Source organism: Caballeronia sp. LZ034LL, from assembly GCF_031451215.1.
Lineage (GTDB): Bacteria > Pseudomonadota > Gammaproteobacteria > Burkholderiales > Burkholderiaceae > Caballeronia.
In genome coordinates this window covers 2,141,930-2,153,928 of sequence record NZ_JARUXR010000001.1, presented here as the reverse complement: position 1 = coordinate 2,153,928, position 11,999 = coordinate 2,141,930, and the positions used below count along the sequence as shown (strand labels likewise).

12 protein-coding genes are annotated in these 11,999 nt (G+C 65.9%); 3 read left to right on the top strand and 9 right to left on the bottom strand.

What is annotated here, in order from left to right; translation table 11 throughout:
* Nucleotides 1-14: 14 nt before the first annotated feature.
* The 3 genes from QCE83_RS09925 to QCE83_RS09915 all read right to left on the bottom strand — a co-directional run bounded on the left by QCE83_RS09925 (nt 15) and on the right by QCE83_RS09915 (nt 3,949).
* Nucleotides 15-1,694, bottom strand: coding sequence for a phospholipase D family protein (locus tag QCE83_RS09925; RefSeq protein WP_309809219.1), 1,680 nt, complete (start codon nt 1,692-1,694; stop codon nt 15-17).
* Between the two features lie 358 nt (nt 1,695-2,052).
* Complete coding sequence (locus tag QCE83_RS09920) at nt 2,053-3,498, bottom strand: MATE family efflux transporter (protein WP_309809217.1); 1,446 nt, start codon at nt 3,496-3,498, stop codon at nt 2,053-2,055.
* Nucleotides 3,499-3,727: 229 nt separating this feature from the next.
* A complete protein-coding gene (locus QCE83_RS09915; RefSeq protein ID WP_309809215.1) occupies nt 3,728-3,949 on the bottom strand; it encodes an RNA-binding S4 domain-containing protein in 222 nt (73 codons plus the stop codon).
* A 295-nt stretch (nt 3,950-4,244) separates the two neighbouring features.
* Between QCE83_RS09915 and QCE83_RS09910 the strand changes: the two genes are divergently transcribed.
* From QCE83_RS09910 to QCE83_RS09900, 3 genes are all read left to right on the top strand, one after another.
* The gene (locus QCE83_RS09910; protein WP_309809213.1) at nt 4,245-4,709 is read left to right on the top strand and encodes a hypothetical protein; all 465 of its coding nucleotides are present in this window, start codon (nt 4,245-4,247) and stop codon (nt 4,707-4,709) included.
* Between the two features lie 52 nt (nt 4,710-4,761).
* Complete coding sequence (locus QCE83_RS09905) at nt 4,762-5,022, top strand: hypothetical protein (RefSeq protein WP_309809211.1); 261 nt, start codon at nt 4,762-4,764, stop codon at nt 5,020-5,022.
* Nucleotides 5,023-5,179: 157 nt separating this feature from the next.
* A complete protein-coding gene (locus tag QCE83_RS09900; RefSeq protein ID WP_309811629.1) occupies nt 5,180-7,309 on the top strand; it encodes an ATP-dependent helicase in 2,130 nt (709 codons plus the stop codon).
* Nucleotides 7,310-7,322: 13 nt separating this feature from the next.
* Here the strand turns inward: QCE83_RS09900 and QCE83_RS09895 are convergent, their stop codons facing one another.
* From QCE83_RS09895 to QCE83_RS09870, 6 genes are all read right to left on the bottom strand, one after another.
* Nucleotides 7,323-8,084, bottom strand: a complete 762-nt coding sequence (locus QCE83_RS09895; protein WP_309809209.1) for a DUF4088 family protein — start codon at nt 8,082-8,084, stop codon at nt 7,323-7,325.
* 165 nt (nt 8,085-8,249) lie between these two features.
* Nucleotides 8,250-8,585 (bottom strand): AzlD domain-containing protein, encoded by a 336-nt coding sequence (locus tag QCE83_RS09890; protein WP_309809208.1) that lies wholly within the window; start codon nt 8,583-8,585, stop codon nt 8,250-8,252.
* Entirely contained in the window at nt 8,582-9,355 is a 774-nt protein-coding gene (locus QCE83_RS09885; protein ID WP_309811627.1) for an AzlC family ABC transporter permease, read from the bottom strand. The genes QCE83_RS09890 and QCE83_RS09885 overlap by 4 nt, the downstream gene beginning before the upstream one ends.
* Nucleotides 9,356-9,486: 131 nt before the next feature.
* Nucleotides 9,487-10,308 (bottom strand): AraC family transcriptional regulator, encoded by an 822-nt coding sequence (locus QCE83_RS09880; protein WP_309809206.1) that lies wholly within the window; start codon nt 10,306-10,308, stop codon nt 9,487-9,489.
* A 54-nt stretch (nt 10,309-10,362) separates the two neighbouring features.
* Nucleotides 10,363-10,836, bottom strand: a complete 474-nt coding sequence (locus QCE83_RS09875; RefSeq protein WP_309809203.1) for a CreA family protein — start codon at nt 10,834-10,836, stop codon at nt 10,363-10,365.
* A gap of 303 nt (nt 10,837-11,139) precedes the next feature.
* Nucleotides 11,140-11,877 carry an FCD domain-containing protein gene (locus QCE83_RS09870; protein ID WP_309809201.1) on the bottom strand — a complete coding sequence of 246 codons (738 nt, stop codon included), beginning with the start codon at nt 11,875-11,877 and terminating at the stop codon, nt 11,140-11,142.
* Nucleotides 11,878-11,999 lie beyond the last annotated feature (122 nt).

The window sequence follows — 11,999 nt, the reverse complement described above, 5'->3', positions numbered from 1 at the left end:
CTTACGAAGTTGGATCAAAGCTGCTTGTCGACGGGCAACAGCATAAACAGGCCGGTCATCGCATTGCGATATAACCCTGCTTCGGGATCGAAATTCCAGGTGACGAGGCTGCCGTCCTGCTCGGCGGTCCACACGAGCCCCGATTGCGGTGCTCCCGTGCGCCGCAGCTCCTCGGTGACGGCCGCTGTGGCGAGCTGGACCCGCCAGCTGACTTTCGGATCGGTGCCGTGGTCGAACAGCTGGGCGGCCTGGCTGGCGATGGACGCGTCGTGGATCACGAGCGCGAGTTCGGTGTTCAGTTTCGCCGAGCGCGGATCGAGATTCATGGAGCCGATCACGAGGATACTCCGATCGATCACATAGGCCTTGGCATGCAGGCTGGCGCGCGACTGCGAGCCGAACAGGCCCGCGCGCGGACTGCCTTCGCCCGCCACCTGCAGCGGCTTGAATTCGTACAGTTCCACGCCGTGCTGCAACAGCGGAATCCGATACGGCGCGTAGCCCGCCTGCACCGCGACGGCATCGGTTGCGGCAAGCGAATTGGTCAGCACCGCGACGCGCACGCGACGCTTCGTCACGTCGGAGAGGATGTTCACGCCGGCGTCGTGCGGCACGAAGTAGGGCGAAATGATCAGGAACTCGCGCTGCGCCTGCTTGAGCAGTTCCGCGAGGCGGTTCATCGGCGGGCTCTGGTAGTCGTCGCTCGGATGCTCGATCTTGGATGGCGAATCCACCCAGAACTCCGTCGGCGCCCAGACCAGGCCCATTTCCCCGCGCGCGATCTGCCGGGCCAGCGGCGTCGCGTTGAGCGGCTTGGCGTTCAGCGGGTCCGCCTGGGCGCGCCAGTGCGCGCGCAGGTCGTCGCGGGTCTTGTCGAGCTCGGCGGGGTCGAACTTCTGCTTGTTCAGCGCGCGCAGCGGGTAGGAGAGCGGGCTGTTCCAGTAGTCGTCGAAGCTCGCGGAGATCTTCTGCGTGACGGGACCGGCGGCGAACACGTCCAGGTCGCGGAACTGCAGCGTCGGACTCGCGCTGAAGTATTCGTCGCCGAGATTGCGGCCGCCGACGATCGCGATCTGGTTGTCCGCGATCATCGCCTTGTTGTGCATCCGGCGCGTGAAGTGATTCAGGTTCGTGAAGAAATTCTGCGTGCGCTCGGCAAAGCTGCGCTGCGCGCTGCCGTACGGGTTGAAGACGCGGATCTCGATCTTGTCGTGCGAATTGAGCGCCGCCATGATCCGGTCGATGTCCTTGAAATTCAGGTCGTCGACCAGCATCCGCACGCGCACGCCGCGATCCGCCGCATACAGCGCCGCGCCGAGCAGCAGCTTGCCGGTGTTGTCTTCCTCGGCAATGTAGTACTGCATGTCCAGCGTCTTCGTCGCCGCGCGGGCGAGCGCGATGCGGGCCTGGAGCGCGTCGGTACCGGTCGGCAGCAGACGCACCGCGGACTGCTCCGGATGTTGGCGTTCGAGCGGCGTCAGCGCGGCTTCGAGCGGCGTCGCGGTATCGGGCGGGAGGGCCTGGCTTGCCGGACGGTCGAACGCCGTCGCGGGCGGGCGCGTGGCGCAGGCGCCGAGCAGCGTGACGGCCAGCAGCGCCGCGGCCAGGCCGCGCACGCCTGTAATGATTCCTCGCGGCGCAATGCGCCGACCCTTTCGCACGCCCGGCGCGCCACGCCGTGCTGCTCGCTGCATTCCCCGGCTTTCCGACACTTCGATTCCTCGTTCTCGTTGTCTCGACTCGTCCGTCGCTTGTGCTCTGGTGCGCGTGGCGGACGAAGCGTCGTAGCAAGAAGCGTTCTCCCGCCACGTCATCGAAACAATTCTAAGGGGAATCGTGAAACAGCCCTGCGGACGTCGGTGGCATGGCGAACGAGGAAGTCGGCGAAAGCGTGTGACGAAAAAAAAGCCCGCCTGGTCGAAGGCGGGCTGACAACCCCTGTCACAGATGTCTCAAGGAGGAGACGGATTCATCGTAACCATGGACGAGCGGCGCACCAACCAAGCATTCGTGCCATGCATTTCGTCATGTAGCTCATTTGCTTATCAGGCATCAGGCGTGGCCGTGCGGGGCGGCGCTGGCATCGGCGGCGTCCGGGTTCGGGGCCGCGCCCGTTTCGATGAACCGCCGGCTGATCCGGTGAAACCGCAGCGTCATCAGCGCGGCGACACTTGCGAGCCCGGCCGCGAGTCCCCACCACAAGCCCTTCGCGCCCAGTTCGAAGTGAAACGCGAGGACATAGCCCGTCGGAAAGCCGACGCCCCAGTAGCCGAACGCGGCCGCGAGCATCGGCACGCGGGTGTCGCGCAGGCCGCGCAGGCAGCCCGAGCCGACGGTCTGCATGCCGTCGACGATCTGGAACACCGCCGCCACGCCAAGCAGCGAGGCAGCGAGCGCGACGGTGCGGGCATTGGCGGGATCGTCGAGCTTCAGGTAGAGGCCGACGATCGCGTGCGGCACCGTGATCAGCACGAGGCCGGAGCACATCATGAAGCCGACGCCCAGCGCCAGCGCGACGAAGCCCGCATGGCGCGCGGCGACCGGCACGCCCGCGCCGACCCAGTAGCCGACGCGCACGTTCGCCGCCTGACCGATCGCGAGCGGCACCATGAACGCCACCGACGCCACGTTGAGCGCGATCTGGTGCGCGGCCAGCGGCGCTTCGCCGAGCAGGCCGACCATCATGCCGGTGGCGAGGAAGAGGGTGGATTCGACGCCGTAGGTGATCGCAACCGGCCAGCCGATGCCGAACAGTTCGCTCATCAGCGGCAGGCGCGGCCGCGTGCGCGTGACGAAATGGCGGTAGCGCGGCCGCAAATGCAGGAACGCGACGAGTGCGAGCGCGATCAGCCAGACGGTGATGGTGGTCGCGGCGGCGGAGCCGAGAAAGCCTTCGCGCGGCAGGCCGTAGGCGCCGTGAATCAGGCCGTAGTTGAGGAAGCCGTTGACGAACACCCCGCCGATCGACACCCACAGCAACCTGCGCGCCGCACCGATGGCCGGCAGGAACGCGCGCATCATGCCGACGCCGATCAAACTGCCGGGCGTGCCCCAGCGCAGCACCGCGCAGTATTCGCCGACGTTCTTCGCCAGCAGCGCCGGTTCGTGGAACGCGAGCAGGATGGCTTCGGCATAGGACAGCAGCACGAAGGCGGGCACCGCGAGCAGCAGCGAGAGCACGAAACCGGTCCAGTAGATGCTCGGCACGCGCTCGTCGGCGTTGGCGCCGCGTGCATGCGCGACCGATACCGACACCGACGTCAGCACGCCCTGCAGCAGCGTCACGACGACGAAGAAGAGATTCGCGCCGAGGCCGCCGGCGGCGAGCGCATCGGGACCGAGCGAGCCGAGCAGGATGGTGTCGGTGACGCCCATCGCCATCTGCGAGAGCTGCGCGATGGCGAGCGGCGCCGCGAGGCGCGCGGTGTCGGCGGCGTGACGGGTGAGGCTCGGCGGTCCTTGATGCGCGCGCTGCGCGCGCGTGGTCTGGGCTTGCATGGTTGAGAGCGAATCGAACGGAGAGGACGCGGCGGCGTGGCGGCGCGGCGTGGGGACGCAAGCTTCCTGACCGTGCCGACGTCAGGATTATTCCGCGCCGTTCTCGGGGCCAGGCCGCGAAACGAAAGATGACAAGCTTATTGCGTCGCGTGCGGCCTGTCGATGACGCGCCGGCTTATGCCGGGCTTTTGGCAAGCGCGTGACGCGTACGCTCAAACTTCGCGATGCGTCACTCGGGCGCGCGCACGCGGATGGTCTGGCCGTCGAGCTTGACGACCTGGCCCGCGCGGATCTTGCACGTCTTGCGCAGTTCCACGTGGCCGTCGACGGTGACATCGCCCATGGCGACGCGCGCTTTCGCGGAGCCGCCGCTGTCTGCGAGACCCATCAGCTTGAGCAGGTTGTGAAGTTCGACGAAGTCGCCCGTGAGGGTGAATTGGAGTGACGGCATGGACGGGCGAAGCAGGATTGCAGGAAGGAGACGTCCATCATAAACCACCGGCGCCACGCGCCGGGCATGCGCCGTGCTCCTTGCAAACGGGACCCCGGTAAACGGTTCGAAAGCAGTCTGGTTGGCAAATGTAGCCAGATGAAACCGTCGGTAACAATGACAGCTTTCGGAGAACTCGTCCGCGCACCGAGGGGTCCGACGAATTGACTGAAACAGCTTCGGTCATCTTTCCAAATCGACAAACGCCGCGCGGACAGCATTCCGGCGGCACACAAACCAGAGAGAGGACACGCTCATGACTCAAGCTCGCAATCTGTTGATCGGTACCGCCATTGCCACGCTCGCTGCTTCGAGCGCCTTTGCGCAAAGCACGCAGCCGGCCCCCATGACGCCCCCGCCCGCACAGGCGCAGACCATGCAGCCGGCGCCGGGCCAGATGTCGAACCAGATGCCCGGCAACGCCATGCCCGCGCAGGTCCAGCAACCGGCGACGCCGGCGCCGCAGAACCTCGTCGCGCCCGCTCCGACCGATCCGCTCGTGCAGCGCCGCAACGCCAACGCACAGGCCAACGCGGAGTACCGCGCGTCGAAGAAGGCGTCGAAGGCCGAACTGAAGGCGCAGCGCCAGCAGGCCAAGGCCGACTACAAGGAAGAGGTCAAGAACGCGAAGATCAATCGCAAGGCCGACAAGGACGCCGCCAAGGCCGAACTGAACGCCACCGAGCCGAGCACGCCGAAGGACACGGGACTGCAGCACTAAGCGGATCACTAAGCGAGTCGCTGTCCAGGCGGAAACGTTCAAGGGAGGACTTATGAAGCAAGGATCGAAGGCATTCCTGGCCGCGCTCGTCGCGGCGACGCTGGCCAGCGCGAGCGCGGTTTCGTTCGCGCAGACCACCAGCGACGCGCCGATGACGAAGGCCGATCAGAAAGCGGCGAAGAAGCAGGCGTCGGCCGACAAGGACGCGGCTGTCGCGCAGGCCAAGGCCGACAAGAAGAAGACCGAAGCCCAGTCCGAAGCCAACGAAGCCGCTGCGGACGCGAAGCTGAAGAACGCGAAGAAGGCGGACTGATCGTCTGAACGCATCGAGCAGCACGGCGAGCCCGGTTCCCGACGAACCGGGCTTGTTTCTTTTTGGGGCCAAAAGCTGAGCCCTGGCAAAGACTTGCGCGCAAAGCTTGTATGGATATACAGTGTGCGTCACTCTTTTCCCGCCCGTCCTTGTTCCCGTGCTCACGCTCCCCGATACCGCCGACACCGCTGCCGATGCCACCGCCAGACAAGTCGCGGACTATCTCGCGAAGCTCAACGAGGCGCAGCGCCAGGCGGTCGAATTCGGTGTCGATGAACCTGATCGCCGTGGCGGCCCGCTGCTCGTCATCGCGGGCGCGGGATCCGGCAAGACCAATACGCTCGCGCATCGCGTCGCGCACTTGCTGGTGAAGGGCGCGGACCCGCATCGCATCCTGCTGCTCACCTTTTCGCGCCGCGCCGCCCTCGAAATGACCCGGCGCGTGACGCGCATCGCCACCCAGGCGCTCGGCACGCGCAGCGCCATCGCGCAGGGACTGACCTGGTCGGGCACCTTCCACAGCGTCGGCGCGCGGCTGCTGCGCGATCACGCCGATCTTGTCGGACTTGCGCCGTCGTTCACCATCAACGACCGCGAAGACTCCGCCGACCTGATGAATCTCGTGCGCCACGAGCTCGGCCTGTCGTCGAAGGAAAAGCGCTTCCCGGCCAAGTCCACCTGCTTTTCGATCTACTCGCGCGTCGTGAACACCGGCGCGTCGCTGGCCACGGTGCTCGATCAGTCGTTTCCCTGGTGCCGCGAGTGGGAAGCCGACCTGAAGCGCCTGTTCGCCGCGTATGTGAACGCCAAGCAGTCGCAAAGCGTGCTCGACTACGACGACCTGCTGCTCTACTGGTCGCATCTCGCGGCGGAGCCGTCGGTTGCGGCGGACTTGTCGAGCCGTTTCGATCACGTGCTCGTCGACGAATACCAGGACACCAACCGCCTGCAGGCGTCCATCCTGCTCGCGATGAAGCCGGACGGGCGCGGCCTGACCGTCGTCGGCGACGATGCGCAGTCCATCTACTCGTTTCGCGGCGCGACGGTGCGCAACATTCTCGACTTCCCCGGACATTTCGACCCGCCCGCCGCCAGCGTCACGCTGGATCGCAACTACCGCTCGACGCAGCCGATCCTCGAAGCGTCGAACGCGGTGATCGGGCTCGCATCCGAGCGCTATACGAAGAACCTGTGGACCGACAAGGCGTCGGCGCAGAAGCCGCGCGTCGTCAGCGTCGCCGATGAAGCCGATCAGGCGCGCTATGTCGTCGAGAAAGTGCTGGAGGCGCGCGAAGGCGGCATGAAGCTCAAGTCGCAGGCGGTGCTGTTCCGCGCGGCTCATCACAGCGCCACGCTCGAGATCGAACTCACGCGGCGCAACATTCCGTTCGTGAAGTTCGGCGGCCTCAAGTTCCTCGATTCGATCCACGTCAAGGACGTGCTCGCCGTGCTGCGCTGGGCCGGGAATCCGCGCGACCGCGTCGCGGGCTTTCGCGTCGCGCAGTTGCTGCCGGGTATCGGGCCGGCGCTGGCCGGGCGGCTGCTCGACAGCGTGAGCGCGCCGCAGGCAGTGGCGTCGCAGGCCATCGCCGGTTTCCAGGCGCCGGCGCGCGCCAGCGAGGACTGGCCGCGTTTCGTCGGGCTGATGGCGAAGCTGTGCGGCCGCGAATCGGGCTGGCCCGCCGAGTTCGAAATGATCCGCCGCTGGTATGAGCCGCATCTCGAACGCAATCACGAGGACGCGGCGATCCGTATCGGCGACGTGCTGCAGATGGAGAGCATTGCGTCGACGTATCCGACGCGCGAACGCTTCCTCACCGAACTCACGCTCGATCCGCCCGACGCAACCAGCGACGAATCCGGCGTGCCGCTGCTGGACGAAGACTATCTGATCCTCTCGACCATCCATTCGGCCAAGGGCCAGGAATGGCGCAACGTGTTCGTGCTGAACGGCGTGGACGGCTGCATTCCGTCCGACCTGGGCACGGGCAGCGACGAGGAAATCGATGAAGAGCGGCGCCTGCTGTATGTCGCGATGACGCGTGCGAAGGAAGACCTGCATGTCATCACGCCGCAGCGCTTCTACGTGCACAACCAGACGCATCTCGGCGACCGCCACGTGTGGGCGCAGCGTACGCGCTTCATTCCGCCGCATCTGCTGCCGCAGTTCGAGACGGCGGCCTGGCCGCCGGTGATCGCGCCCACGGCGCCGACAGCCGCGGGGCTGGCGGCAGCCGCGAAGGCCAAGCTGGATATCGCGGCGCGCCTGAAGGGGATGTGGGAGTAAGACGGGCGCGCGATCAGCGCTGCGCGCGCGAGGCGCGCGGCGTGCGCGGCGGCGAGAAAATGCTGCGCAGCCAGGCGGCGAAGCGCGTGTAGCCGTCGTAAGGCTCTTCGACGAACAGTTCCGGGCGCAGCGAGCGCAGCATTTCGAGCACTTGCTGCGCTTCCTGCTTCTGGATCGAGCCATACACGATGCCGAGCCGCAGCAGACAGCGCAGTTCACCGAGCTTCTCGCGCGCCGTCGAGCCGATGCTCGTTTCCACCGAAATCTTCATTTCGTAGACGCGCTGGCGCAGCGAATCGGCGAGCCGCCATGCGGGCGTCTGCATCTTCTCTTCCACTTCGCGAATGTCCGCCGCCGCGGACTTGATCTGCGAGGCCAGCATGTCCACTTGCGATACGTCGCCCTTGGCTTCGGTGACGATGGCCGCCGCCCATTCGCGCGAGGCCTTGACGAGATCTTCCGCGGTCCAGTCGGCGCGAATCGCGAACGCGAAGCCATGTTCGGCCGCCTGCCGGATCAGGATCTCGACGACATCCGGAAACTCCTTGTCGAGCGCGCGCTTGGCCCACGCGTACTGGCCGTGCGAGAGCATGCGCTGCACGGCCTGCTCGGTGAGCGGCGTGTGGTTGTCGAGCAGGATCGCTCGCAAGAAGTCTTCGAACGACGGTGTGACGAACTGCGGATCCAGCTTCAGCGACAGACGCAGGAAGGCGTCGAAGTCGCGCTGCAAGGAAGCGATCGTCTCTTCGCGGAGCGAAAGGGTGATTTGACGCATGTTGGTTCCCGGTTCCGCTTCCGGATACGCCGGAAGCAGGTGATGCTGGTGGCGCCGCTTCTGTGAGCGGAGGCCATTCGCTTCTGATATCGGCGCGGGTTCCGGGAACTTGAGGCTTTCTTGGCGCTTTTTGAAGGCGGTTTGCACGCCGATGGAGGGAAAACGTTAGCGCAACACCAGCAGTTGCCAGACGAAGAACACGGTCAGGGACACCGCAATGGTCAGCAGCGGCCGTTTGCTGAGCACGCACACGATGACCGCCACGAGCGCCGCCACCAGCTGCGGATTGCGCCAGGTGAGCTCGGCGCCGGTGCCGTGCGGCGAGACGGTCATCGGCACGATGATGGCAGTCAGCACCGTCACGGGCACGAACGAGAGCGCGGTGCGCACGATGGGCGGGAAGGGCAGACGTTCGCCGAGCACGAAGACGGCGGCGCGGATCGTAAAGGTGACCACGGCCATGCCGAGGATGAGCAGCACGTAGTTCGAGGCAGCATTCATTGCGCGTGCTCCTTCGAAGCTTGCTTGCGTTGCGCGCGCTGGTCCCGCAGCGTGAGCATCATGCCGACCGCCACGCCCACGAGCACCGCCGCGAGCAGGCCCAGCTTGTACGGCCAGTCCTGCCACGCGAGCGACAGCACGCCCGAGGCCAGCGCCGCCGCGACGAAGCGCACCGCGACGAGCTGCGGCACGATGATCGCGATGAAGGTGGCGACCATCGCAAAGTCGAGTCCAAGCGACTTGAGGCCGGGAAACGCCGCGCCGAACAGCAGGCCGATGAGCGTCCACGCTTGCCAGTTCAGATACATCGCGACGCCGGAGCCGAAGAAATAGTGCGGTCCGATCTCGCCGGGATTGCGCTTCTGATAGTGCGCGTAGGCGACGGCGAAGACTTCGTCGGTGAGCACGGCGGCGAGCGCCCAGCGCCAGCGTCGCGGCAGATGCGCGACATACGGCGCAAGCGTCGCGGAATAGAGCACATGACGGAGATTGACGACGAGCGTCGTCGCCCAGATGACGGCGAAGCTCGCGTGCGACGCGATCAGGCCGACCGCGATGAATTGCGCCGACCCGGCGAACACGGCGAGCGACATCAGCTGGCCGTGCCACAGCGAGAGCGGACTGGCCGTGACGAGCGTGCCGAAGATCACGCCGAAGGGCGCGGCGCCGATCATCATCGGAAGGGTGTCGCGGGCGCCGGCGGCGAATTCGCGCAGTGCCTGGCCGGATGGCGGCGCGGACGGTCGAGTAGAGTGCCGCGCGGACTGCATGGCGGACGATTGTGCAGATGTTGCCTTCAAGATTTCCTCCTGTGACAGCGAGGATACGCAACGCGGTGTCCGGATGGCTTGTACGTTCTTGCGCTTGCCGTCGCTTCTTTGCGGTGCTTCTTTCCGGATGCTCAGCGCCAGCGGCCCGGCGGCACGCCGAACGCGCGCTTGAAGTGGCGCGTGAAGTGACTCTGGTCGGTGAAGCCGCTGGCCGCTGCGACGTCGGTGACCGACGCGCCCGAACGCAGCGCGGGGAGCGCCCGCACGATACGCATCTGGTTGCGCCACGCGTGCGGCGCGAGACCGGTCGTGCGCGCGAACAGCCGGGCGGCGTGAAAGGTCGACAGGCCCACCGTGCGCGCCAGTTCGGCGAGCGTGACGGGTTCGAGCAGGTCGTCGGCGAGACGCGATTTCATGGTTTCGACGCGTTGCGCGTCGGCGGCGAGCGACAGCGCCCCCGTGTGCTCCAGCGCGTGCCGTCCGACCAGCGTGGTGACGGCATCGACGAGAGCCAGTTCGGCCTCGAGCGGATCCGCGCCGCGCTCCAGCAGGTGATGCGCATGCACGAGACGACGTGCCAGATCGGCGTCGCGGATGATGTCATCCGGAAAGCGGGGCGCGACGGCGCGTTGTCCGCACAGATCGTGCGCCAGGTCCTCGACGAACGGCACCGGCAGATAGAACACGCGATAACGCCAGCCGACATCGACCGCCCGCGCGCCGGTATGCACTTCGCCCGGATTGATCACCGGCACCGAGCCGGTTTCCGCCACATGATGCGCGCCGCGATAGTCGAAGCATTCCGCGCCGGCCTCGATCACCGGCACCGTGTAGGCGTCGTGCCAGTGCGGCGTGAATTCGTGGTCGTAGTATTCCGCGGTCACCATGTCCGCGTCCGGCACGAGCGGCGAGCGCCAGTAGCGTGCGGCATCGCGGAAATGGGCGGCGTTCATGGCGTAAAGGCGAAATGGCGGATGAAGAAAGGAAACGGGAAGTTTATAACGTTGTCACTTCACCGGTATCGTCGTGCCTTCCGGCACGGGCACGGCGGTCACGCTGTTCTTCGGACTGCCGGTCGCGATGCGGTCGCTGTAGGTGAGATAGACGAGCGTGTTGCGCTTCGTATCGACCACGCGCACCACATGCAGCGTCTTGAAGATGAACGACATGCCGGCCGAGAACACGTCGGTCTTCTGCTTGAGCGGCTGGGAGAATTTGATCGGGCCGACCTGCCGGCAGGCGATCGACGCCTCGGTCGGATCTTCCGCGATGCCCAGCGTGCCCTTCACACCGCCCGTGCGCGCCCGCGAAACGTAGCAGGTCACGCCTTGCACGAGCGGATCGTCGTAGGCATCGACGGTCACGCGGTCAGAGCCCGTGAAGCGGAAGTTGGTATTGACGCTGGCGATCTCCTCGGCATGCGCGAGTCCCGCGCCGTAGAAGGAGGCCAGCAGTGCGAAGGCGAGGACGGGACGCTTCATCGACATCATCCGGAAAAGAAGAGGGGCGTCGTATTGTATCGACGCCCCTGGGTTCTTTCGATGTGTCGCACATCGGGTCCGTTCAATGGAAGATCAGGTAGAGAATTACCAGAACCACCACCGGCACGCCGAGCAGCCATCCGAGCAAGTAAGGCATGTTGTCCTCCTTCGCGTGTTTGTTTTTGACGGTTCCAGTATCGCGAAGGCGGCGCACGCACGTTAGCCGTGCGAGTCCGAAAGCTTTGTAGGTCCTGTCCTATCTTGAGCTTACGTAATCATTACGCTTGCGCTCGCTGATGTCCGTTATGCCCGCTTACGCGCCGGCCGATCGCGATACAGCGTCCGCACATAGTCCAGATGCTCGCCCGCGCATTCCCGCGCCCGTGCAGGGTTGCGCGCGACGATCGCATCGAACATCGCGCGATGCTGCGCCATGAGATTGGCCTCGACTTCGTCGTCGTAGTCGACCAGCCGATGCGACGTCAGCATCGATTCGCGCACCAGCTCGTTCAACCCATGCATGACGTGCGTCAGCGCGACGTTGTGCGTGGCATCGGCGATGGCCAGATGGAAGGCCGCGTCCTTTTCCGCGATGCGCGTGCTCTTGCTGGCCACCGCGGCCTCGAGCGCACCGAACGCGGCGGCGATGCGCGCCAGATCGGCCTCGGTGGCGCGCTCGGCGGCGTAGGCCGTCGATAGCGTTTCCAGCCCGTGACGCAGTTCCAGCACGTCGGCGCTGGCGTCCGGCTGCTGGTCGAGCAACGCGGCAAGCGGGCGCGACACCAGCGGCGCCGTCACGTGCGATACGACGAAACCCCCGCGCGCCGCCGCGCGGATGAAGCCATCGGATTCCAGCCGGATCAGCGCCTCGCGCAGCGACGGACGCGACACATTCAGCTGTTCGGCCAGGTCGCGTTCGGCGGGCAGGCGCTGGCCGGGCAGCAGCGTGCCGTTCGAGATCAACTCGCGGATCTGTCCGGACACGACGTCCGAGATGCGCACGCGGGCGTAGGAATGCGATTGGACGGGCTGGAAGGTCATCGATTGATGCAGACGGGACGTGAAAACTCGGAATTTGCCCGAGTTTGACACGAAACACGCATCTCTTTAAAGTCTTGGTCAGACCAAGCTTACCAAACAAGCTTACCAAGAAGCGTCGCCCC